Source organism: Kocuria himachalensis, from assembly GCF_054784195.1.
Genome location: NZ_BAAGPL010000020.1, coordinates 55,299 through 77,312 on the forward strand (window position 1 = coordinate 55,299; position 22,014 = coordinate 77,312).

Sequence of the window (22,014 nt, forward strand, 5' to 3'; positions counted from 1 at the left end):
CTGCGACGACCGCCGTCCCGTGGCCGGGATCGCGGGTCAGGACCTCAGGCGGGGGTGCCGGTGCCGGGGTCGGGGAGGTTGGCCCAGGGGTTCTCCACGCCGATGTACTGGGTGGTGGTGTACTCGGCCAGGCCTTCGGCCCCGCCCTCCCGGCCGAGGCCGGACTGCTTGACCCCGCCGAAGGGGGCGGCGGCGTTGGAGATCACCCCGACGTTGAGGCCCATCAGGCCGAACTCGATGCGGTCGCCGATGCGCAGACCGCGGGAGATGTTCTCGGTGAACACGTAGGAGGCCAGACCGTACTCGGTGGCATTGGCCAGCGCCACGGCCTCGTCCTCGTCGGCGAAGGTCACCACGGGGGCGACGGGGCCGAAGATCTCCTCGGTCACCGCCCGGGCATCCCGCGGCACGTCGCGCAGCAGGGTGGGGGCGAAGAAGTACCCCGGGCCCTCCACGCGCGCCCCGCCCACGACGACCTTCGCCCCGCGGGCCACGGCGTCGGTGACGAACTCCTCCACGGAGTCCCTCGCCTTGGCCTCCACCATCGGCCCGACGCTCACCCCGTCCTCCACGCCGTTGCCCACGGTCAGCGCGGCCATCTTCTCGGCCATCTTCGCCACGAACTCCTCCACCACGTCCTCGTGCACCAGCAGCCGGTTGGCCGCGGTGCAGGCCTCGCCCATGTTGCGCATCTTCGCCGCCATCGCCCCGGCCACGGCCTTGTCGATGTCGGCGTCCTCGAACACGATCAGCGGCCCGTTGCCGCCGAGCTCCATGGAGGTGCGCAGCACGTTGTCGGTGGCGGCCTTCATCAGCTGCTTGCCCACCGGGGTGGAGCCGGTGAAGGAGACCTTCCGCAGCCTCGGGTCGGCCATGATCGGCTCGGACACGTCCGCGGCCGAGGCCGAGGAGACGACGTTGAGCACCCCGGCCGGCAGCCCCGCCTCGAGCATGAGGGCGGCGAAGTACTGGGAGGTCAGCGGGGTGAGGCGGGCGGGCTTGAGGATCATGGTGCACCCGGCGGCCACGGCCGGGGCGACCTTGCGGGTGGCCATCGCCAGCGGGAAGTTCCACGGGGTGATCAACAGGCACGGGCCCACCGGCTTGTGGGTGACCAGCATCCGCAGGGTGCCCTCGGGGGACTCGGTGTAGCGGCCGTAGTCGCGCACCGCCTCCTCGGCGAACCAGCGCAGGAACTCACCACCGTAGGTGACCTCCCCGGCGGCCTCGGCCAGCGGCTTGCCCATCTCCAGGGTCATCAGCAGCGCCAGGTCCTCCGCACGGGCCTGCACCAGGTCGAAGGCGCGCCGCAGGATCTCCGAGCGGACCCGGGCGGGGGTCCGCGCCCAGGACTCCTGCGCCTCGGCGGCGGCGTCCATCGCCGCGGCGGCGTCCGCCCGGGTGGCCGAGGCCATCCTCGCCAGGACCTCCCCGGTGGCCGGGTTCTCCACCTCGAAGGTCCCCCCGTCGGAGGCGTCCCGCCACTGACCATTGATCAGCAGTCCGGTGGGGGTCTTGGCCAGGACCGCCGCGATGCGCTCGGTCATGCCGGGGCCCGCGGGGGCCTTGTCCGTGGTGCTCATGTATCAGCCTCTCTGCTCGACCCAGGCCACACCACCGGGCACCGGTGGCGCTGCACTGCGTCAAAGGGATCGTCGGAACGGACGGGCGACAGCACTGGGCCCGCCCGTCCATCGTAGAACTCCGGGCAGGCTCCCCCCGCGGGGACGTCGTCACCGTGTGACGTCGAGCCGGGGCGGAGCTGGTGCCGAGCGGCCGCCGCGGGCCCTCGACTGCTCCAGGCTAGCGCCGGGAGGCCACAGCAGGATGCTGAAATGTTGCAGGCACCTGGTGCACTGTGCACAGGGTGCGACGACGGGCTACGGCGCCGACCGGTCGGGGCGGTCGGACAGGTCCAGGGCGATCCACAGCTCCGCGCGCAGCTGCGGGTCGTCCACGGACCGGCCGAGCGCCTCCTCGATCTCCTGCAGCCGCTGCTGCAGGGTGTTGCGGTGGATCCCCAGCGCTTCGGCCGTCCCGCTCCGGTTGCCGTTGTGCGCGAGGAACATGCGCAGCAGGGCCGGCAGCCCGGCCCGGTCGACGGGACGCAGCAGCTGCCGCGCCCAGGCCCGGGCGGCCTCGGGCGGCAGCAGGCCGGCGACGCCGCCCGCCACGAGGTCGTCCCACGTGCCGACGCGCTGACGGTCCGTGGTGCGCTCCAGGGCCTCGCGGGCCTCCCGGTCGCTCGCGTCCGTCTCGTGCACGGCCGACGGGCCGCCGATGCCGGCCCGCAGCCCTGAGGCCTCGGCGGCGGCCCGCAGCTCGGCCAGCCGCTCCGGAAGGTCCTCCAGCAGCACCGCGGCGGTCTGCTCGCCGTCGGGCTCCGTGGCCGGCGCCCCGACGAGGACGGGTCTCGTGCCGTGGGCCGTGCTGGACTCGAGGCGTCGCACGCCCTCCCGGAGCGCCTCGGCGCCACCGCGCAGGCGGGCCACCCGCACCCGGGGCGCCGTCGACCACGTCGTGTCGTCCGCCACCCCCAGCAGCGCGTCCGCCGACCGCACCTCGCCGTTGAGCAGGAGGGCGAGGGCCCCCGCACGGACCCGGCGGCGGAACAGCGCCTGCTCCGCGGCGCGCTCCGCGTGCAGCGAGAGCAGGGCCACGGCGGTGGCGATCACGCCGGTCCGGACGGGATCGACGGGGCCGGGCAGGGCCACCACGAGGTAGCTCTGGGGGACGCCGTCCACCCCGAGGGGATGGACGACCACCGCGCCCGCCGGGCCGGACTCGCTCAGGGACCCGCGCAGCCCGGCCGGGCGCAACCGGTCGAGGAGCTCGGGCAGCGTCCGGCCCGCGGGCAGCTCGGGCAGCCCGGGGGCGGAGCGCTCCACGATCCGGGCGTCCGCCGCGCAGACCCCCGCCCATCCGCCGCCGAGCACCGACACCAGCGTGCGGACCACGCGGGCCGGGCCGTTCCGCCCCACGGCCGCCCGCGTCAGGCTCCGCTGCTCCGACAGCATCGCCTCGAGGGCGGTGCGCGTCTCGGCCGCCCGCATCTCGGCCGCGGCCCGGATGATGCCCAGGAAGGGCGTGCGCTCGGGCACCCGGAACAGGGTCAGCCCGGCGTCCCGGCACGCGGCGGCGAGAGCGTCCGGCACACGGAGATAGGACAGCTGTCCGCCCACGCCCAGGCCCAGCGCCACCACGCCCCGGTCCGTGAGCCGACCGACGTACTCCGTCCAGGAGTGCGCCCGGGCGGAGGTGTGGATGCCGGTGAGCAGGAGGACCTCACCACCCTCGAGGTAGGGGGTGGGGTCGGCGAGCTCGCTGGTCACCACCCAGCTCACCGGCAGGTCGGTGGCCGCCGCGACGACGGTCTCCAGCCCGAGCCCGGGAAGGCCGAGCACCTGGGCGACCGTGACCATGGGCAGTCCTCCTCTTCCTCGGCGTGCCGGGGACAGCCTAGAGCAGCGGTCCCCGGCGCGGCGGCCGCCTCAGCTGCGCTGCCTGCGGCGCTCGACCTCGGCGACGAGCCGGTGCTCGGCGTCGTGGCCCGGCTGGATCCCGGTGGGGATGCGCAGCAGGAACACGAGCCCGAGCAGCCACCACAGTCCGAAGATCGTCCAGGCGGGCGCGCTCAGGAAGGCGGGCATCCCGGGCAGGTACAGGCTGATCAGGGCGAGGCACAGCACCACCGAGAGCACGCCGATCGCCGTGCCGCCGTGGCCGCGGCCGCCGATCCGGAAGGGGCGCTCCATGCCGGGCTCGCGCCGGCGCAGGATCACGAAGACCACGGAGACCAGGGCGTAGGCGATCACGATGGACGGGGAGCCGGAGTCGACGAGCCAGCCGAGCATCTCCGCGCCGAAGAACGGCGCGACGAAGGAGATGGCGCCCACGAAGAGCAGGGCGTTGGCCGGGGTGCCGTACTTCGGGTGCAGGCGCCCGAACCACTGCGGGACCATCCGGGAGTTGCCGAGCGCCCAGAGCAAGCGGGACGCGCCCATGAGGAGGGAGTTCCAGGACGTCAGGATGCCGGCGAGGCCGCCGGCGATGAGCAGGTTGGCGACGGTCGTGCTGGAGAACATGGCCCCCATGGCGTCGGCGACGGCGATGTCCGCGCCGGCGATGTCCGCGCCGGACATCGCCGAGGACGTGGTGAGCACGACCATGACGTACCACGCCGCGGCGAGCAGCACGGAGATGATGATGGTGCCGCCCAGCTGCTTGGCCGGCAGGTGCATCTCCTCGGAGACCTGGGGGATGACGTCGAAGCCGACGAACAGGAACGGGACGGTGACGAGCACGAGGAAGAAGCCGTCGGTGCCGCTCGTGAAGAACGGCTCCATGGTGGCCACCGAGCCGCGGGTGAACGCCCCGAAGACCATCATGAGCCCCACGATCAGCAAGAAGAGGATCACGAAGATCTGCACCGTCGAGGCGTGCTTGACCCCGCGGATGTTGATCGCGGTGATCAGCACCGCGGTCACCGCCCCCACCAGCGCCCAGGTCAGGTTCACCTCGAAGCCGGCGACGGTCCACAGCGGGATCCGGCTCAGACCGGGGAAGATGTACTGCAGCGTGCGGGGCACCGCCACGGCCTCGAAGGCCACGATGGTGATGTAGCCACCGGTGATGGCCCAGGAGCCCACGAACGCCCAGCGGGCGCCCATGCCGCGCAGGAGGTAGTTGTGCTCCCCGCCCGCGTACGGCATGGCGGCGACGAGCTCGCCGTAGACGAGACCGACGACGGCCATGATCAGCCCGCCGGCGACGAGGGCCAGCACGGCGCCCATGGTCCCGGCCTCGGCCAGCCAGTCACCGGTGAGGATGACCCAGCCGAAACCGATCATCGCGCCGAAGCCGAAGCCGAGGCCGATCGCGTCGAGGCGGCCGAGGACCCTCTTGAAGCCGTGGTCCTCGCGGTCCGGGGCGGCAGGCCCCGTGCTGCGGGGGGCGATGGTGCTCATGGCAGTTCTTCCTTCTGTCGAGGACACCCGGACGAGGTGCCAGGTCGGACCCGCCGCACGGCGCTCCCGGCGGCGAGGGCACAATCTATACAGGGATTGTTTCGCTCCTGTGTGCTGCCTGGATGCCCCGGGCCGCGGTGACCCGGCGACGGGCCGGCCCCGGTTCCCGCCCACTAGGCTGTTCCGTAAGAACCCGTTTCCGACGAGAGGACCCTGACGATGGACAACCTGGACAACCTGCCCAGCGCCTCGGTGGAGGAGATCCCCGAGGGCGCGCGCGTCCTGGACGTGCGCGAGGACGACGAGTGGGCGGCCGGGCACATCGACGGCGCCCAGCACATCCCGCTCCGGCAGCTCCCCGAGCGCTACGGCGAGGTGCCGGTGGACGAGGACGTGTACGTGATCTGCCGCTCCGGCGGACGCTCCATGAAGGCGACCGCGTACCTCCAGCAGTACGGCTTCGACCCCATCAACGTGCTGGGCGGCATGGGGGCGTGGATGGACGCCGAGAAGCCCATGGTGTCCGAGACGGGCGAGACCCCGAACGTCCGTTGAGGTACGCCTACCTGGGCCCTGCCGGCACCTTCACCGAGGCCGCGCTGCTGAGCGTGGAAGGCGCCCGGGAGGCAGAGCGCCGCCCCGTGTCCTCCGTGCCCGTGGCCCTCGCGGCCGTCCGCGCCGGCGAGGTCGACGCCGCCATGGTGCCCATCGAGAACTCCGTGGAGGGCGGCGTGACCGCGACGCTCGACGCCGTGGCCACCGGCAGCGAGCTGCGCATCGTCCGTGAGGCGCTCGTGCCCATCAGCTTCGTCCTGGTGGCCCCGCCGGGCACTACGCTCGCCGACGTCCGCACGGTCTCCACGCACTCCCACGCCTGGGCCCAGGTGCGGGGCTGGATGGACGAGCGGCTGCCGGGCGTGGACTACGTCCCGGCGTCCTCCACGGCGGCCGCGGCGCTCGCGCTGCTCCCCGGCGGGGCGGGCCACGAGGAGCCGGCCTCCCGGGCCGGCTTCGACGCCGCGGTCTGCTCGCCCGTGGTCGTCGAGCAGCACCCCGAGCTCGAGGTGCTGGCGGAGGACATCGGGGACAACCGGGCCGCCGTCACCCGGTTCGTGCTCGTGGCCCGGCCCGGGACGCCCCTGCCGCCGCGGACGGGCGCGGACCGGACCACGCTCGTCATCCCGCTGTGGGAGGACCGGGCCGGGGCCCTCATGGAGATCCTCGAGCAGTTCGCGACACGGGGGGTCAACCTCTCGCGGATCGAGTCCCGGCCCACGGGCAACTTCCTCGGGGAGTACTTCTTCAGCGTGGACGTGGACGGGCACATCCTCGACGCCCGGGTGGCGGACGCCCTCGAGGGGCTGCGCCGCGTCTGTCCCAGCACGCGCTTCCTCGGCTCCTACCCGCGCGCCGACCACAAGGTGGCGACCGTCGCCCGGCACCACTCCGACGGCGCCTTCCGCGAGGCGGAGGCCTGGGTCGCGGCCCTGCAGGGACGCGACCGCCGGACCCCGCGGCCCCTGCCCGCACCGGGGGCGCCGGGCCCCGCGTAACGGAAGGACGTGCACCGCACCCCCGCTTGTTCACGAATGCGAATACATGCACCATGGGGGTGCGGGCGCGTCCGTGCCCGCGATCTTCAGCCGGTGTCGATCGACCCCCCGGGTCGGGACCGAGCCCGACCGGAGGTGCCACCATGCCTGCTCCCGCCGTCCGCCGTCTCGCCCTCGCCGCAGCACCGGCCCTCCTGGCCTGCGCGCTCGCCGCGCCACCGGCTGCGGCGGCCGAGCCGCCCGCGCCCACCCAGGTGGTCCGCGTCGAGACCGGTCCGAGCCCCGTCGTCGGCGACCCGCGGACCGCCGACTCGCTCGACCTCGAGCCGGCGTCCCGCGTCGTCCCGGAGCCGGGCGCCCCGCTCACGGACCGCGGGCAGGGCCCGCTCCTCGCCGTGGGACTGGCCGTGCTCGCCCTCGTGGGCGCGTTCGTCGCGGGCCTGAGCCGCCGGCCCGACCCCGCCGACTGACCCGCCGCCCCGGGGACCGGGGCGACGGTCCCCGCGGCCCCGCGGGCGTCAGTCGCCCTGGGAGGGCGGGACCCGCACGGACAGCGCGCCCGGGAGGATCTCGGACTCGAACCCGTGGATCCGCCCGGTGCCGTCCCCGTCCATCTGGGACTCGACGGGCTCGTGGAACTCCACGCGCACCTTCTGCGCGGCGAAGAACTCGATCACGGGCAGGTCGCGCCGCTGCCGGAACACGACCTTGGCGGCCATCATCGCCCACTCCAGCGTGCTGCGCGGGGACATCACCACGAGGTCCAGCACGCCGTCGTTGATCTTCGCCTGCGGCACCAGTATCATGCCGGCGGTCAGGATCCCGCAGTTGGCGGCCATCACCGAGCGGACCCGGCGGCTCTGCCACTCGCCCTCGTCGATCCGGAAGCGGGCCCACCGCGGGGGCGCGAACAGGTGCCGGACCCCGGCCTCCCCGTAGGCCGCCCAGCCGACCAGCTTCTTCAGCTCGTCCCGGGTGTCCGTCATGATCTGCGCGTCGAAGCCGGCGCCGCCCATGACGCAGAAGGCGTGGTCCTGCACCGTCCCGCCCTCGAGCTCCACACGGAACGTGGCCATGTCGATGGCGCGCTCCGCGCCGAAGAGCGCGATGTCCACGTTGCGGTGCGGGTCGCCCAGGTCGGCCCCCAGGTTGCGGGCCAGGAGATTGCCGGTGCCCAGCGGGATGAGTCCCAGCGGGGTGTCGTGGCCGATCATCGCCTCCGCCACGGCCCGGACGGTGCCGTCGCCGCCGGCGGCGATGATGAGGTCGGCGTCCTGCTCGAGCGCCTCCCGGGTCATGGAGGAGCCGGGGTCGTCCTCCGCGGTCTCGAAGAACACGGGGTCGGGGAACCCGCCCTTGCGGCACCCGATGATGATGGCGTCCCGGGCGACGTCCGCGTCGGCCTTGATGGGGTTGATGACGACAGCGACCCGTTGGGGGGCCACGGGAGTGGCGGTCACGGAAGGACTCCTCGGTTCTGCGGCGCCGGGGACCGGTGGCACCGTGCGGTGATGCCGCGGCACGACGCCGCGGGCCCGGGGCGCCGGGCGGATCGCGATGGGCCTCCACCCTAACCCGGTCGCCTCCTGAGGACTTGGGTACCCTGTCAGGGTGATCGACATCAACCAGCTCCGTGAGAACCCCGACGTCTTCCGCGCCTCGCAGCGCGCCCGCGGGGCGGACGACGCCCTGATCGACCGGATCCTGGAGGCGGACGTCGAGCGCCGCCACCTGATCACCGAGTACGAGTCCCTGCGGGCCGAGCAGAACGCCTTCGGCAAGCAGGTGGCCCGGGCCCAGGGCGAGCAGAAGCAGGCGCTGCTCGAGGAGGTCAAGGAGCTGGCCGCCCGGGTCAAGGGGGCGCAGGCGGCGTCGGAGGCCGCCCGGGCCCGGCAGGACGAGCTCGTCGCGGTCGTGGACAACCTCGTCCTCGACGGCGTCCCCACGGGCGGCGAGGACGACTACGTCCTGCTCAGGACCGTCGGGGAGCCCCGCGACTTCGCCGCCGAGGGCGTCGAGCCGAAGGACCACCTCGAGATCGGCGAGCTCGTGGACGGGATCGACATGGAGCGGGGGTCCAAGGTCTCCGGCGCCCGGTTCTACTTCCTCAAGCGGGACGTCGCCCGGCTCGAGACCGCCCTGCTGCTCATGGGCCAGGACCAGGCCGTGGACAACGGGTTCATCCCCATGACCACCCCGAACCTCGTGCGCCCCGAGATCATGAGCGGCACGGGCTTCGACGTCGCGCACTCCGACGAGATCTACCACGTCGGCAAGGACGAGCTCTACCTCGTGGGCACCTCGGAGGTGCCCCTCGCCGGGTTCCACGCCGACGAGATCCTCGACCTCTCCGACGGGCCGCTGCGCTACGCCGGCTGGTCCTCCTGCTACCGCCGCGAGGCCGGCTCCGGGGGCAGGGACACCCGGGGCATCATCCGCGTGCACCAGTTCAACAAGCTCGAGATGTTCGTCTACTGCTCCCCGGAGGACGCGGAGGCGGAGCACGCGCGGCTGCTCGCGTGGGAGGAGGAGATGCTCGCCAAGTGCGAGCTCGCCTACCGGGTGATCGACACCGCCGCCGGGGACCTCGGCACCTCCGCGGCGCGCAAGTTCGACTGCGAGGCATGGGTCCCCACCCAGGGCAAGTACCGGGAGCTGACCTCCACGTCGAACTGCACCACCTACCAGGCGCGGCGGCTCAACATCCGGGAGCGGCTGCCCGAGACCACGGACCCCAACGGCAGGGTCCGCAAGGGCGGCACCCGCACGGTCGCGACCCTCAACGGGACGCTGGCGACCACCCGCTGGCTGGCCGCGATCCTCGAGACCCACCAGCAGGCCGACGGGTCGGTGCGCGTCCCCGAGGCGCTGCGGCCCTACCTGCGCGGCCAGGAGGTCATCCCCGTCCGTCGCTGAGCCGCCGGGCGGTGTTCGGCTCCCGTTCATCTCACATCGAAATCTCGGCCATCCTGTCGGTGTGATGTGACACCATGTCCCGCATGACAAAAGAAAAGACCGCTGGCACCGAGGACCAGCACGAACTCGTCGGCATCAACTCCACCGTCCCGCTGAAGGTCGAGCGCTCGGAAGACCTCAGTGACACGGCCGGCGGCACCACCGCGCCCGCGCGCTCCGCCGCCGACGTCCGGATCCCCCTCAAGATCCAGCCTCCCCGCTCGAACGGGTGGAAGAAGGAGGCGGGCGTCCAGTACCTGGTGGCCCTCGACGTCGACGGAACCCTCGTCGACCACGACGGCCACATGTCCCGCCCGGTGCGCGAGGCCGCCCAGGCCGTGCTCGAGGCCGGCCACCACGTGGTCATCTCCACCGGCCGCTCCAAGGGGGCGACCCTGCCCGTGGTCGAGCTCATCGGCCAGGAGCGCGGCTACGCCGTGTGCTCCAACGGCGGCATGACGCTCCAGCTGGACCCGGAGCTGCCGGAGTACCACCGGGTGCTCGAGTGCGTCTCCTTCGACCCGGGCCAGGCCCTCGAGGCCCTCGAGCACCGCCTGCCCACCGCGAAGTTCGCCCTCGAGACCGAGGACGGGTCCTTCTACTCCACCGAGCGCTTCCAGGACGCGTCCTTCGGCATCGAGGCGATCGGCGTGGACCTGCACCAGCTGGCGCGGATGAAGGCCGTGCGCATGGTGGTGTACAGCACGGAGCACACCCCGGAGGAGTTCGCCCGGGCGATCGACGAGGCCGGGCTGCACGGCGTCACCTACTCCGTGGGCTGGAGCGCCTGGCTCGACATCGCCGCCAACGGCGTCTCCAAGGCCAGCGCCCTGGAGCAGATCCGCCGCCGGCTCGGCGTGGACCCGTCCCACACGGTCGCCGTCGGCGACGGCCGCAACGACATCGAGATGCTCGACTGGGCCGCCCGCGGCGTGGCCATGGGCCAGTCCCCGGACGAGGTGGCGGCCGCGTGCCACGAGGTGACGCACACGGTCTACGAGGACGGCGTCGCCCGCATCCTGCGCTCGCTGCTCTGAGGCCCGCGGCTCACAGCCCGTACTCCTCGAGCAGCCGCAGCCACACCTCGCTGACGGTGGGGAAGACGGGCACCGCGTGCCACAGCCGCTCCAGCGGCACCTCGCCGACCACGGCGACGGTCGCCGCGTGCAGCAGCTCCGTCACGTCCGGGCCGGCGAAGGTCGCGCCCACCAGGGTCCGGCGCCGCCGGTCGACCACCAGCTGCGCCCAGCCGCGGTAGTCGTCGCGGTGCAGGAGCGCCCCGGCCACGTCGATGGCGTGCTCCACGACGTCCACCTCCAGGCCGTCCTCGCGGGCCTGCTCGGCGGAACGGCCCACGGAGGCCACCGCGGGGTCGGTGAAGACGACCTGCGGCACGGCGCACCCGTCGGCCGTGGCCGCGAACGGGGACCACGGGGGAGCGGACGCCCCCAGCCGGCCGGTCGCGCGGGCCACGACCGCGTCCGCGGCGGCGCGCGCCCGGTACTTCCCCTGGTGGGTCAGCAGCGGATCGCCCGCCGCGTCCCCGACGGCGTAGAGCCAGGCGCCCTCCGTGCCCGCCACCAGGCCCGAGCGGTCGACCCGCAGCGCGGCCGGGTCCAGGCCGAGCTCCTCGAGGCCCAGGCCCGCCAGGGCGGGCCGCCGCCCCGTGCTCACCAGCAGCCGTTCCGCGGAGACGGTCCCGCCGCCCTCGAGGACGAGCTCGATGCCGCTGCCGACGGACCGGACCCGCTCCGTGGCCCGCCCCTCGACGAGCGTGACGCCCTCGGCCTCGAGGGCCTCGGCGACCAGCCGCGCGGCGGTGGACGGGAAGGCGCTCAGCAGCCGGCTGCGGGCGACCACCGTGACCCGGGAGCCCAGGCGGGCGAACGCCTGCGCCAGCTCCGTGCCGGCCACGCCCCCGCCGAGCACCGCCAGGGACCCGGGGACCTCCTGCGCGGCGGTGGCGTCCCGCGTGCCCCAGAACGGCACGTCCCCGAGCCCCGGGACCGGGGGCACGACCGGCCGCGAGCCCGTGGCCAGCACCACGGCGTGCCGGGCCTCCAGGACCCGGACGCCGCCGTCCTCGGCGGTCACCCGGACCCGCCGGGGCCCGGCCAGTGCGCCCCGGCCCCGGACCAGGTCCACGCCGACCCCCGCCAGCCACTCGACCTGGCCGGCGTCGTCCCAGTGGGCCGCGAACCCGTCACGGCGGCGCAGCACCGCCGCCGTGTCCAGCGGGCCGGTGACGGCCTCCGCCGCCCCGGCGACCCCGCGGGCGGCCTCGACGGCGGCCCCGGGGCGCAACAGCGCCTTCGACGGCGTGCACGCCCAGTAGGAGCACTCCCCGCCCACGAGCTCCGCCTCGACGAGCACGGCGCTCAGCCCGCCCCGCACCACGCGGTGGACCGCGTTCTCACCGACGGGACCACCGCCGATCACCACGACGTCGTACGCGTCCTCGGGCTGTGCCATGCACCGAGTCTGCCAACGGCCGCGCCGCCGGACAACAGGCCCGGCCGCCCCCCGGTGGGTGTGAGGCACATCACATCCATGAAAACAGGGTGATAACCTGACCGGCAGACCGGGTGACGACGTCATCGCCGACGACCGAAAGGCGTGCCGTGATCGAGTACGTGTCCGACCGGTGGGAGCAGATCCTCTTCGCCAGCTGGCAGCACTTCTCCCTGGTGGTCCAGTGCCTGGTCCTGGCCACGGTCCTCGCGGTGGCCCTCGCGGCGCTGTGCTACCGCTCGTCCCGGCTCACGACCGTGGCCAACAACGTCTCCGCCGTGGGGCTGACCATCCCGTCCTTCGCGCTCATCGGCCTGCTGATCGCACCCCTGGGCTTCGGGGTGACCCCCGCGGTCGTCGTCGTCACCTTCTTCGCCGTCCTCCCCGTCCTGCGCAACGCGCTCGTCGGGCTCGCCGGGGTCCCGCAGGCCACCGTCGAGGCCGCGCGCGGGCTCGGCATGAGCCGGTCGGCGACCTTCCTGCGCGTGGAGCTGCCGATGGCCTGGCCCGTCATCCAGGCCGGCATGCGGGTCTCGGCGCAGATGGTGATGGGCGTGGCCGCCATCGCCGCCTACGTGCTGGGTCCCGGTCTGGGCGGCTTCATCTTCTCCGGGCTGTCGCGGCTCGGGGGCGCCAACTCCTTCGCGTCGGTCGTCACCGGCGTCGTCGCCGTCATCGTCGTCGCACTCATCCTGGACGGGCTGCTCGTGCTGCTCGGCCGACTCACCACATCGCGAGGTATCCGTGTCTGACTCCGTGACCACCCCCCGTACCGACTCCTCCGTCACCGGGGCCCGGATCCTGCTGGAGAACGTCTCCAAGCGCTACCCCGGGCAGGCCAGGGCCGCGGTCGACGGCCTGACCCTCGAGATCCCCGCGGGCAGCATCGTCATGCTCGTGGGTCCCTCCGGCTGCGGCAAGACCACCACGCTGAAGATGATCAACCGGCTCATCGAACCCACCGAGGGGCGGATCGTCATCGACGGCCAGGACGTGACCTCGATGAACGGCGACGAGCTGCGCCGCGGCATCGGCTACGTGATCCAGGCCGGCGGGCTGTTCCCGCACATGAGCGTGGCCACCAACATCGGCATGGTCCCGAAGATGCTCGGCTGGGACAAGCAGCGCATCGCCGCCCGCGTGGACGAGCTGCTCGAGCTCGTCTCCCTCGACCCGGCCGTCTACCGCGACCGGTACCCGAGGGAGCTCTCGGGGGGCCAGCAGCAGCGCGTCGGCGTGGCCCGGGCCCTGGCGGCGGACCCGCCCGTGCTGCTCATGGACGAGCCGTTCGGGGCGGTGGACCCCATCACCCGGCAGCGGCTCCAGGACGAGCTCATCAACATCCAGCACGAGCTGCAGAAGACCATCGTGTGCGTCACCCACGACTTCGACGAGGCGGTCAAGCTCGGCGACTGGATCGCCGTCTTCGACGAGGGCGCCCGGATCGTCCAGTACGACGCCCCCGAACGGGTCCTGGCCGAGCCGGCCGACGAGTTCGTGGAGGACTTCATCGGCTCGGGCGCGGGCCTCAAGCAGCTCACCCTCACCCGGGTCCGGGAGGTCGACCTCGTCCCCGCGGTGACCACCCGTCCCGGCGAGGACGTCCGGGCGGTGCTCGGGCGGATCGACGAGGCGGGCACCCGGGACGTCGTCGTCGTCGACGACCGCGGCCGGCCGCTGTCGTGGCCGTCCCGCCGTCAGCTCGAGCGCTTCGAGACCGTCCCCGGGGAGCGCAACGACCGCCTGCCCCTGGTCGGCACGGGCGCCACGCTCAACGACGCCCTGGACACGATGCTCGTCTCCAGCACCGGGGCCGCGCTCGTGGTGGGGGCGCGGGACCGGTTCGAGGGCGTCATCTACGTCGAGACCGTCATGGCCGCGATCACCGAGGCCCGGCGGGCCGTGACCGGGGAGGACGCGCCCCTCGGCCACAACACGGGCGAGATGCCCACGGTGAGCGCGGGCTCGGGGGGCGGGGACCGATGAGCGCGCAGACCGAGCGCCCCGCCGCCGCGGAGCAGGACCCCGGTGACGCCCCGGAGCCCCGCCCGTCCACGGCCGACCCCGACCAGCACACCTGGAAGGGCCTGCTCCTGCAGCCCCTCGCGATCCTCGTGGCGCTGGGCCTGCTCGTGCTGTGGCTGTCCACGGCGGAGCTGACCGAGACGGAGGCCGTGACCCTGAGCCCCGCGTCGCTGTGGGGCTACACCGTGGAGCACCTGCAGCTGACGGTCGTGGCCACGGTGGTGGTCCTGCTCGTCGCGATCCCGGTGGGCATCCTCCTGACCCGGAGGCCGCTGCGCTTCCTCACCGGTCCGGTGATCGCGCTGGCGAACATCGGCCAGGCCGCCCCCGCGGTGGGCCTCGTCGTGCTGTTCGCCTTCTGGTTCGGCTTCGGCTTCCGGGCGGCCGTCGTCGCGCTCATCGTCTACGCGATCCTGCCCGTCCTGAAGAACACCATGGTCGGCCTCGACGGTGTGGACCGCAGCCTCGTCGAGGCCGGGCGCGGCATGGGGATGAGCGCCGTCTCGGTCCTGTTCCGCGTCGAGCTCCCCCTGGCCGTGCCGGTCATGCTGGCCGGCGTGCGCACCGCCCTGATCCTGGTGGTCGGCACCGCGACCCTGGCCACGTTCGTCAACGGCGGCGGGCTCGGTCTGCTGATCACCACCGGGGTCAACCTCAACCTCGTGCGGGTGCTGATCGCCGGGTCGATCCTCGTGGCGCTGCTCGCGCTCGCCATCGACTGGGTCGGCCGTGTGGTGGAGCACGTCGCGCGCCCGAAAGGACTGCGATGAGAACCTCCCGTGCCGCCGGCGGCGCCCTGCTGCTCGCCGGCGCCGGCCTGCTCCTGACCGGCTGCGGACTCGAGCCCTCCACGGCGTACGTGCCCGCCGCCGAGCCCGGCTCCATCCAGCCCGTCGCGGGCGCCGAGGACACCGAGGTGCGGGTGACGTCCAAGAACTTCACCGAGCAGCTCATCCTCGGCAAGGTCGCGGTGCTGGCCGTGCAGGCGGCGGGCTTCGAGACGGAGGACATCACCAACGTCCCCGGCTCCCAGCCCGTGCGGGAGCTCATGCTCACCGGGGACGCCGACCTCACGTTCGAGTACACCGGCACGGCGTGGCTGACGTACATGGGCAACGGGACCGGCATCCCGGACCAGCAGGAGCAGTGGCAGGCCGTGCACGACGCGGACCTCGACAACGGGCTGACGTGGGGCGCCCCGGCGGCCCTCAACAACACCTACGCCATGGCCGTGCGCTCCGAGTACGCCGAGGCCAACGACCTGGAGACGGTCTCGGACATCGCGAGCCTGCCCGAGGAGGAGCGGACGTTCTGCGTGGAGTCCGAGTTCAACTCCCGCAGCGACGGCCTCACCCCCCTGCTCGCCCACTACGACCTGGACCGCGGCAGCGAGGTGCCCGAGGACAACATCGGCATCTACGACACCGGCGCCATCTACTCGGCCACGGACGACGGCGAGTGCAACTTCGGCGAGGTCTTCTCCACGGACGGCCGCATCCCGGCGCTCGACCTCACCGTCCTCGAGGACGACCGGCAGTTCTTCCCCGCCTACAACGCGGCCCCCGTCTTCAGCACCGAGCTGCTGGACGAGTTCCCCGAGCTCGAGCAGGTCCTGGAGCCGATCGCCGCGGCGCTCACCGACGACGTGATGCAGGACCTCAACCGGCAGGTGGACGTCGAGGGACGGGACCCGGCCGACGTCGCCTACGAGTGGATGCTCTCCGAGGGGTTCATCGTCGAGCCCTGAGCCCCACCGCCCGCCGGCCCGTCCGGGGCCGGCTCGCACAGGCCCAGCAGCCGGGCCGCCGCGGGGCGGGCGTCCTGCTCCTCCTGCCACAGGGAGCGCGCCACCGCCTTGGAGACCGCCTGGGGGGAGATGCCGAGCTCGGCGGCCACGACCTTCTGCTGGCCCCGGGCCCCGGGCACGAGCAGGTCGACAACACGCCACTCGGCGTCGCTGCGCTCCGCCACGATCCGGCCCAGCAGCCGCAGCACGGACTGCGCCTGCGCCGCGGCCGGCGCGTCGTCGGCGGCCACGCGCACCGGCACCCGCCCGGTGGCGGCCTCGGCGGCGCGGCGCGCGTGCACCGTCCCGGGGCCGTCGGCGCGCAGGCCCGTCCGGCCCTCCGGGTCGGTCGCCGTCTCGAGCCGGACCGGTCCCACCCCGATCCCCACGCTCCAGGTCCCGCCGCGCAGCCCGGCGAGCGCGGCCGCGACCGCGGCGCCGGGCTCGGCGGTGATGCCCTGGACCGCGTGCGCGCGGGCGCGCTGGAACGGCACCACGGTCTCGAGGTCCGCGAGGCGGCGCAGGAGGCCCGGCACGAGGTCGCCCGCCTCGCGGCGGCGCTGGTCCAGGGTCACGACGTACACGGTCCCAGTATCGGGCACGGGGGCCGCGGGGGAGCGGGGGGCGCGGCGGGGACTCACTCCCAGAAGCGCGGTTCGATGTCGACCCCCTGCACGATGAGCTCGTCCTCCAGGGGCTCCCGGCACACCACCGGCAGGCGCAGGCAGCCGATGCGGTCGTCGGGGCCGAAGTAGGCGGTGAGCCGGTCGAAGCCCTGCCGGAACGGTGCCAGCTCCTTGGCCGTGGCGGCGACCTCCGCCAGGTCGGCGTCGGAGCCGAGCACCCAGAAGGAGTCCGGGTCGGTCAGCTGGAGCAGTCCCACGGGCGCCCCGGCGTCGTTGTTCTCGGTGCCGGCCCAGCCCGGGGCCCGCAGCCACCCGCCCGGTGCCGCCGCGCCCAGGGCCGGCGCCAGGGGGTCGTACTCCCACGCCCGGGCGCGTTGCAGCCACGGGGGCGGCGCCGGGAGGTAGAGCGGGCCGTCGAGGTCCACGGGCCACCGGGCGGCGGCGAACGCCCCGGCGTCCACGCGGTCCCAGAACTGCTCCGCGGTGAGGTCGGTGCCCACGCTGTTGAGCGCCGCCCCGGGATCGTCCTGCCGCATGCCGTGCCAGTAGGTGGGGCGGGTCGGGACGTCGGCGCGCCGCAGCAGGGAGTCCAGCTCCTCCAGGTGCGCCGGCTCGCCGAGCACCACCGTCCTGGACTCGAAGTGCAGGACGTAGGGCACGCGCTCGGGGCTCACGGCAGCCCCGCGGTCCGTCCGCGGCGGCACAGCCGCGTGAAGCGGCCGAGCACCTGCAGCGCCTCCGGGGTGGCGGGCAGGTAGTCCGTCAGGGCGGGGGAGCGCACCACCACGGCGCACCACTGCCCCCGGGAGACCGCCACGTTGAGCCGGTTGGGGGAGAGCAGGAACTCCATGCCGCGCGGGCCGTCGGCGGCGGAGGCGGCCATCGACACGATCACCACGGGGGCCTCCTGACCCTGGAACCGGTCGACGGTGCCCACGCGGACCCCGCGGCCGTCCTCGTCCCGCAGGCCCGCGGCGCCGAGCTCCCGGCCGATCAGCTCGACCTGCGCGTTGTACGCCGCCACCACGAGCACGTCCTCGGGCGTCAGCGCCGCCGGGGGGAGCCCCGGTCCGGAGCGCCACGGCGTGCCGACGAACTCGTGCACCAGCTCCACGACGCGCCGGGCCTCCTCGGGCGAGGCCGTGCGGTTGCCGGTGTGCTCGACGTAGCAGGTGCGCAGCCCCGGGGCCACGCCGGCGAGCTCGCGGCGGCCCGCGGCCGGGGCGGACCCGAGCCGCCCGGCGTAGGAGAGCTCGGAGACCGGTGCGCACAGGGCCGGGTGCATCCGCCAGGTGCGGTCCAGGAAGTAGCCGTGCTCGGCGGGCAGCGTGGGCGAGCCGTGGGAGAGCCAGCCCAGCGCCGACTCGTCCACGGGCAGGGGGTGGGTGCCCTGCGAGACCTGCGGCAGCTGCTGCGGGTCGCCCAGCAGCAGCAGACGCCGCGCGGCGCGGGACACGGCCAGGGTGTTGGCCAGCGAGTACTGCCCGGCCTCGTCGACGACGAGCAGGTCCAGGGCCTCGTCCTCGAGGTGCTTGGCGCTGGAGAAGTCCCACGCGGTGCCGCCGACCACGGCGCCGCCCTCCGCCAGGAACGCGGCGAAGTCCTTTCCCGGGATGTCGCGCCACGGCGCCTCCCGGTCCGCGGGCCGGCCGGAGGGCGGCTTCTTGCCGACGCGCTCGGGGGCGACCCCGCCCTTCTCGAGCACCCCGGTGAGGAGGTTCTCGACGACGGCGTGGGACTGCGCCACCACGCCGACCCGCCAGCCGGCCTCCACGAGCCGGCCGATCACGTGGGAGCCGAGGAACGTCTTGCCGCTGCCGGGGGGTCCCTGGACGGCGAGGAAGCTGCGGTCCAGGGAGCGCAGGGCCTGCACCACGGCGTCGATCGTGCCGTCGGGGCCGTCGTGCGGACGGGGCAGGGGGCCGCCGTCCGCCGGTCGCGGCGCCCGGCGCCGGAGCAGCTCGACACCAGGCTGCTCGGGCAGTCCCGGCAGGGCGTCGGCCGTGCGCGCGGCGAGGGTCTGCAGGGACTCCTCGAGGGAGCGCGTGGCGATCGGCTGGGCCGGGCCCAGCGCGATCGGCAGCTCCGCCCAGGGCTCGGGTGCCGGGGCGTCCCGCGGCTTCTTCAGCCGTTCGCGCACGGTGAGCACCGCCGTGCCGTCCTCGTGCTCCTCGAGGTCCTCGAGCGCGGCGGTCCAGTCCCCGGCGCGGCCGCTGGCGCGCGGGGCGGCGTCGTCGGCCAGGTGCGCGGGGACGGGGTCCCCGTACATCAGGAACAGCCCGGTGGTGCCCGGCTTCGGGGTGGAGCCCTCGCCGAACCGGCCCGCCAGGCGCAGGAGCCGGGTGGGTGCGGCGCTGCTGCGCCTGGCCGGGTCCTTCGCCCAGTCCTCGAGCACCTCTGCGCGCCGGACCACGAACACGTCGCGGGTGTCCTCCCAGTCCTCCACGGGGCCCTCGAGACGGTCGAAGTGGGACCACCAGTACTGCTTGCGCTCGCGCCGGTGGTAGCCGGTGGCCGAGGCGACCATCGCGACGGCCGTGCGCTGCTCCTCCGTCAGGGCGCCCCGCGCCGCCGGGTCGTCCAGGTGCTCGTGCAGGCGCTGCTCGGCCCCCGTCATCCCGGCGTCCGGCAGCTCCTCGGGCAGCTCGAGCCGCTCCTGGGCGGGGCGCGGCGGGTGGTCCGCCGGGTCCGGGGAGATCCCGGCGAGGCCCAGCAGCCAGTCCCGCAGCCGCAGGGTCGACAGGCAGTCGTACGCGTTGTAGTCGGCGATCCCGGCCAGCAGCCGCTCCGCGGCGTCCTCCCGCCCGGCCTCCCGGGCCGTGCACCAGTCGGCGTAGGCGACCACCGACGCACCGGCGTCCACGACGTCCCCGGTGCGCAGGTGCTCGCCCATGTAGAGCGGCTCCAGCTTCTTGATGGAGTACGAGCTCTCCGACAGCCGCAGGCTTCCCCGCACGGTGTCGTAGAGGTCCACCAGGACGTTCTCGCGCAGCAGCTCGTCCACGGCGTCCTCGCCCACCGCGTGCACGAGCGAGAGCCGGCGCAGGGCCGCCTTCTCGTAGTTGGCGTAGTGGTACACGTGCATCCCGGGGAAGCGCCGGCGCCGCTCGGCCACGTAGTCCAGGAACGCCCGCAGGGCGTCCCGCTCCTGGGGCCGGGAGTGCGCCCAGAACGGCCGGAAGACGGGGGCCGCACCGGGACCGGTGGGCTGCTCGACGACGCCGAACAGGTACTCGAGCCCCCAGGACGTCGGGTCCTCGGGGTCCTGCCACAGCGGATCGCCCTCGAAGTCGAAGAACACGTCCCCGGCGTCGGGGACTGGCAGCCGCCGCAGCGGGTCCGTGGCCGTGACCCGGTAGGCGACCCGGCGGGTCCCCCCGTCCTTCGGGTACTCGACCGCGCCGTCCTCCCCGCCCCGGCCGGTCTGCATGGCCGCCTGGTCCCGCAGCCGCCGCACGGCGCCGGGGAGCATCCGGTCCTCCAGCGCCGCGAGCTCGTCGACGGTGCGCACCCCGTGCCGGTCGCGCAGCGTGCGGCGCATCCGCACGGACAGTCCCGCCGTCAGCAGCAGGTCCCGGTGCGCGGCGACGGCCCGGGTGCAGTGCTCGCACCGGCCGCAGCGGGCGACGTCGTCGTCCTGCCAGTCCACGGGCCCGGTCCGCGCCCGGTGCGCGGCGGCGGCCGCGACGAACCGCTCCCGGCGCTCGCGGTAGACCGCCAGGTGCTCGGACACGGGGAAGACCGCCTCCCGCTGGTCGCCGAGGACCAGGGTGACCTCGGGGGCCACGTCCACCCCGGCCCGCTCGAGCTGGTCGGCGTAGGCGGCGAGCTGGAGCAGGGCGGTGACCTTGGCGTGCCGGGCGAGCTTGGTGTCGTGCACCGCGTACGCACCGTCCGGGCCGCGGACGAGGAAGTCGGCCCGGCCGTGGAAGCCGCCGTCGAAGAAGGAGGCCTGGAAGACCACGTCGGCCCCCGCGCGCAGGGCGCCCAGGGACTCGGCGTGCTTGGCCGCCAGCTCGTCCCGGTCCATGCGCCGGGCCGGCTGGACCTCGTGCACGCCCCGTCCGGTCGCCGCGTCCCAGGGGCCGAACGCCGCCAGGTGCGCGGCCAGGACCCGGTGCTCGTGGGCGTCGCCCAGCTCCGCCGTGCGGGCGAGCATCGCGTCCCGCTCCGGGGCCCGGCGGGGCGCCCGGCCCAGCTTCTCGTCCAGGACGCACAGGCTCGCGTAGGGGCACTCGGCCGCGCGCACGAGGTCGCTCGCGGAGAAGACGAGGTCCGCCTCGGGGCCCAGCAGGAACATGCGCATCCTTCCGACGGCACCGGGTCCGTCCCGGGTCCGCGTCCATCGAACCACAGGGACCGGACGTCACAAGGAGGGCGGGACCAGGAGCGCAGGACGGGGATCGGCCGGCAGGTCCTCGGACCTGCCGGCCGACTCCCGGCGGACCGGTGACCGGCCCGCCGGGAGGGACCGGGAGAGATCGATGGGATGCGGCGCGGGTGGGGGGACCCCCGCCGCCACCGGGCACCTCGCGGGTGCGCTCCGGCGACCTCGATCCCGGTCGGCGGCCCGGATGCCGATGGGGGGATGCATCCTGGGGCCGTCGGGCCGGCTGAGCCGGCCGATCCCAATATAACGAAATTCATGGAATCGCTGTAGGGCGCACGTCACGCGCCGACCCGCGGTGGCCCGGGAGTGCCGAACGCGCGGGGGCCGGGGACCGTCCGGTCCCCGGCCCCCGCCGTCGCACCCGTCCGCTCAGTCGGTGGACGGGGCCTTCTCCTCGGCCTCGGCGGCCGACTCGTAGTGGGACTGCTCGAAGCGCTCGCGGGCCTCCTCGACGAGGCGCTCGGCGGTCTCCCGGCCCTCCCAGCCCTCGCCCTTGACCCACTTGTTGGGCTCGAGGTCCTTGTAGCGCTCGAAGAAGTGCTGGATCTCCTTGAGCTTGTACTCGTCGATGTCGTCGAGACCCTGGATGTGGTCGTAGCGCTTGTCCGTGGACACGCACAGGATCTTCGCGTCCCCGCCGGCCTCGTCGTTCATGTTGAACACGCCGACGGGCCGCGACTCCACGAGCACGCCCGGAACGATCTCGAAGTCCAGAAGCACGAGGGCGTCCAGGGGGTCGCCGTCCTCGCCCAGGCTGTCCTCGAAGTATCCGTAGTGCGCGGGGTACTGCATCGACGTGAACAGGACACGGTCCAGGCGGAGGCGACCGGTCTCGTGGTCGATCTCGTACTTGACGCGCGATCCCCGGGGGATCTCGATGGTGACGTCCAACTCCATGGTGCTTCTCCTCGTGCTGGATGGGCCCGGACGGGCCGGAAAGGGCTGACAGCGGCCGAGCACGGCCGCACCACCCGGGCGGGGTGGGGCAGATCCGACACCCACGATAGCGGCGGCCCCGCGGGCGGCGGTAACCGTCCGGCCCGCCACAGTGCCGCCACAGTGCCGCCACAGTGCCGCCACCGGGCCGCCACCGGGCCGCCACCGGGCCGCCACCGGGCCGCCACCGGGCCGCCACCGGGCCGCCACCGGGCCGCCACCGGGCCGCCACCGGGCCGCCACCGGGCCGCCACCGGGCCGCCAC

Annotated in this window: 18 protein-coding genes; 9 read left to right on the forward strand and 9 right to left on the reverse strand. The window is 74.1% G+C overall.

The features are described 5' to 3' along the window. Window positions 1–44: 44 nt before the first annotated feature. The 3 genes from ACYVM4_RS15540 to ACYVM4_RS15550 form a co-directional block, all read right to left on the reverse strand. Window positions 45–1,583 carry an NAD-dependent succinate-semialdehyde dehydrogenase gene (locus tag ACYVM4_RS15540; RefSeq protein ID WP_460669112.1) on the reverse strand — a complete coding sequence of 513 codons (1,539 nt, stop codon included), beginning with the start codon at window positions 1,581–1,583 and terminating at the stop codon, window positions 45–47. Between the two features lie 297 nt (window positions 1,584–1,880). Further along, the gene (locus ACYVM4_RS15545; protein ID WP_460669113.1) at window positions 1,881–3,422 is read right to left on the reverse strand and encodes a PucR family transcriptional regulator; all 1,542 of its coding nucleotides are present in this window, start codon (window positions 3,420–3,422) and stop codon (window positions 1,881–1,883) included. Between the two features lie 69 nt (window positions 3,423–3,491). Continuing rightward, entirely contained in the window at window positions 3,492–4,967 is a 1,476-nt protein-coding gene (locus tag ACYVM4_RS15550) for an APC family permease (protein WP_460669114.1), read from the reverse strand. Between the two features lie 219 nt (window positions 4,968–5,186). Between ACYVM4_RS15550 and ACYVM4_RS15555 the strand changes: the two genes are divergently transcribed. The 3 genes from ACYVM4_RS15555 (at window position 5,187) to ACYVM4_RS15565 (ending at window position 6,990) form a co-directional block, all read left to right on the forward strand. Further along, the gene (locus ACYVM4_RS15555; RefSeq protein ID WP_460669115.1) at window positions 5,187–5,522 is read left to right on the forward strand and encodes a rhodanese-like domain-containing protein; all 336 of its coding nucleotides are present in this window, start codon (window positions 5,187–5,189) and stop codon (window positions 5,520–5,522) included. Then, a complete protein-coding gene (pheA, locus tag ACYVM4_RS15560; RefSeq protein ID WP_460669116.1) occupies window positions 5,519–6,520 on the forward strand; it encodes a prephenate dehydratase in 1,002 nt (333 codons plus the stop codon). Before ACYVM4_RS15555 ends, pheA begins: the two co-directional genes overlap by 4 nt. Window positions 6,521–6,663: 143 nt before the next feature. Continuing rightward, window positions 6,664–6,990 carry a hypothetical protein gene (locus ACYVM4_RS15565; RefSeq protein ID WP_460669117.1) on the forward strand — a complete coding sequence of 109 codons (327 nt, stop codon included), beginning with the start codon at window positions 6,664–6,666 and terminating at the stop codon, window positions 6,988–6,990. A gap of 48 nt (window positions 6,991–7,038) precedes the next feature. Here the strand turns inward: ACYVM4_RS15565 and ACYVM4_RS15570 are convergent, their stop codons facing one another. Further along, window positions 7,039–7,980 carry a diacylglycerol/lipid kinase family protein gene (locus ACYVM4_RS15570; RefSeq protein WP_368820897.1) on the reverse strand — a complete coding sequence of 314 codons (942 nt, stop codon included), beginning with the start codon at window positions 7,978–7,980 and terminating at the stop codon, window positions 7,039–7,041. A gap of 151 nt (window positions 7,981–8,131) precedes the next feature. Here ACYVM4_RS15570 and serS point away from each other — a divergent pair, with 151 nt between their 5' ends. Both serS and ACYVM4_RS15580 read left to right on the forward strand, forming a co-directional pair. After that, complete coding sequence (gene serS, locus ACYVM4_RS15575) at window positions 8,132–9,436, forward strand: serine--tRNA ligase (protein ID WP_368820896.1); 1,305 nt, start codon at window positions 8,132–8,134, stop codon at window positions 9,434–9,436. Between the two features lie 74 nt (window positions 9,437–9,510). Continuing rightward, window positions 9,511–10,512 (forward strand): HAD family hydrolase, encoded by a 1,002-nt coding sequence (locus ACYVM4_RS15580; protein ID WP_368820895.1) that lies wholly within the window; start codon window positions 9,511–9,513, stop codon window positions 10,510–10,512. 10 nt (window positions 10,513–10,522) lie between these two features. Here the strand turns inward: ACYVM4_RS15580 and ACYVM4_RS15585 are convergent, their stop codons facing one another. Continuing rightward, window positions 10,523–11,947, reverse strand: coding sequence for a dihydrolipoyl dehydrogenase family protein (locus ACYVM4_RS15585; RefSeq protein WP_460669118.1), 1,425 nt, complete (start codon window positions 11,945–11,947; stop codon window positions 10,523–10,525). A gap of 149 nt (window positions 11,948–12,096) precedes the next feature. Here ACYVM4_RS15585 and ACYVM4_RS15590 point away from each other — a divergent pair, with 149 nt between their 5' ends. The 4 genes from ACYVM4_RS15590 to ACYVM4_RS15605 are packed head-to-tail and all read left to right on the forward strand — an operon-like array spanning window position 12,097 to window position 15,758. Further along, a complete protein-coding gene (locus tag ACYVM4_RS15590; protein WP_368832689.1) occupies window positions 12,097–12,738 on the forward strand; it encodes an ABC transporter permease in 642 nt (213 codons plus the stop codon). Beyond that, a complete protein-coding gene (locus ACYVM4_RS15595) occupies window positions 12,731–13,972 on the forward strand; it encodes an ABC transporter ATP-binding protein (protein ID WP_460669119.1) in 1,242 nt (413 codons plus the stop codon). Before ACYVM4_RS15590 ends, ACYVM4_RS15595 begins: the two co-directional genes overlap by 8 nt. Beyond that, window positions 13,969–14,781, forward strand: a complete 813-nt coding sequence (locus ACYVM4_RS15600) for an ABC transporter permease (RefSeq protein WP_368820891.1) — start codon at window positions 13,969–13,971, stop codon at window positions 14,779–14,781. The genes ACYVM4_RS15595 and ACYVM4_RS15600 overlap by 4 nt, the downstream gene beginning before the upstream one ends. Continuing rightward, a complete protein-coding gene (locus ACYVM4_RS15605) occupies window positions 14,778–15,758 on the forward strand; it encodes a glycine betaine ABC transporter substrate-binding protein (RefSeq protein ID WP_368820890.1) in 981 nt (326 codons plus the stop codon). The genes ACYVM4_RS15600 and ACYVM4_RS15605 overlap by 4 nt, the downstream gene beginning before the upstream one ends. Here ACYVM4_RS15605 and ACYVM4_RS15610 read toward each other — a convergent pair. The 4 genes from ACYVM4_RS15610 to ACYVM4_RS15625 all read right to left on the reverse strand — a co-directional run bounded on the left by ACYVM4_RS15610 (window position 15,716) and on the right by ACYVM4_RS15625 (window position 21,710). Then, window positions 15,716–16,381 (reverse strand): hypothetical protein, encoded by a 666-nt coding sequence (locus tag ACYVM4_RS15610; RefSeq protein ID WP_460669120.1) that lies wholly within the window; start codon window positions 16,379–16,381, stop codon window positions 15,716–15,718. The two genes, ACYVM4_RS15605 and ACYVM4_RS15610, sit on opposite strands and share 43 nt — an antisense overlap. Before the next feature lie 53 nt (window positions 16,382–16,434). Continuing rightward, on the reverse strand, window positions 16,435–17,097 hold the full coding sequence (locus ACYVM4_RS15615) for a hypothetical protein (RefSeq protein ID WP_368820888.1): 663 nt from the start codon (window positions 17,095–17,097) through the stop codon (window positions 16,435–16,437). Beyond that, entirely contained in the window at window positions 17,094–20,723 is a 3,630-nt protein-coding gene (locus ACYVM4_RS15620) for a TM0106 family RecB-like putative nuclease (RefSeq protein WP_460669121.1), read from the reverse strand. The genes ACYVM4_RS15615 and ACYVM4_RS15620 overlap by 4 nt, the downstream gene beginning before the upstream one ends. 459 nt (window positions 20,724–21,182) lie before the next feature. Continuing rightward, complete coding sequence (locus tag ACYVM4_RS15625) at window positions 21,183–21,710, reverse strand: inorganic diphosphatase (protein ID WP_368820886.1); 528 nt, start codon at window positions 21,708–21,710, stop codon at window positions 21,183–21,185. Window positions 21,711–22,014 lie beyond the last annotated feature (304 nt).

Excerpts from the sequence above, each read along its gene's own strand:
- ACYVM4_RS15620 (WP_460669121.1), bottom strand. The coding sequence starts at position 20,723 with ATGTTCCTGCTGGGCCCCGAGGCGGACCTCGTCTTCTCCGCGAGCGAC.
- ACYVM4_RS15550 (WP_460669114.1), bottom strand. The coding sequence starts at position 4,967 with ATGAGCACCATCGCCCCCCGCAGCACGGGGCCTGCCGCCCCGGACCGC.
- ACYVM4_RS15625 (WP_368820886.1), bottom strand. The coding sequence starts at position 21,710 with ATGGAGTTGGACGTCACCATCGAGATCCCCCGGGGATCGCGCGTCAAG.
- ACYVM4_RS15605 (WP_368820890.1), top strand. The coding sequence starts at position 14,778 with ATGAGAACCTCCCGTGCCGCCGGCGGCGCCCTGCTGCTCGCCGGCGCC.
- ACYVM4_RS15585 (WP_460669118.1), bottom strand. The coding sequence starts at position 11,947 with ATGGCACAGCCCGAGGACGCGTACGACGTCGTGGTGATCGGCGGTGGT.
- ACYVM4_RS15540 (WP_460669112.1), bottom strand. The coding sequence starts at position 1,583 with ATGAGCACCACGGACAAGGCCCCCGCGGGCCCCGGCATGACCGAGCGC.
- ACYVM4_RS15555 (WP_460669115.1), top strand. The coding sequence starts at position 5,187 with ATGGACAACCTGGACAACCTGCCCAGCGCCTCGGTGGAGGAGATCCCC.
- ACYVM4_RS15580 (WP_368820895.1), top strand. The coding sequence starts at position 9,511 with ATGTCCCGCATGACAAAAGAAAAGACCGCTGGCACCGAGGACCAGCAC.
- ACYVM4_RS15565 (WP_460669117.1), top strand. The coding sequence starts at position 6,664 with ATGCCTGCTCCCGCCGTCCGCCGTCTCGCCCTCGCCGCAGCACCGGCC.
- ACYVM4_RS15545 (WP_460669113.1), bottom strand. The coding sequence starts at position 3,422 with ATGGTCACGGTCGCCCAGGTGCTCGGCCTTCCCGGGCTCGGGCTGGAG.
- ACYVM4_RS15600 (WP_368820891.1), top strand. The coding sequence starts at position 13,969 with ATGAGCGCGCAGACCGAGCGCCCCGCCGCCGCGGAGCAGGACCCCGGT.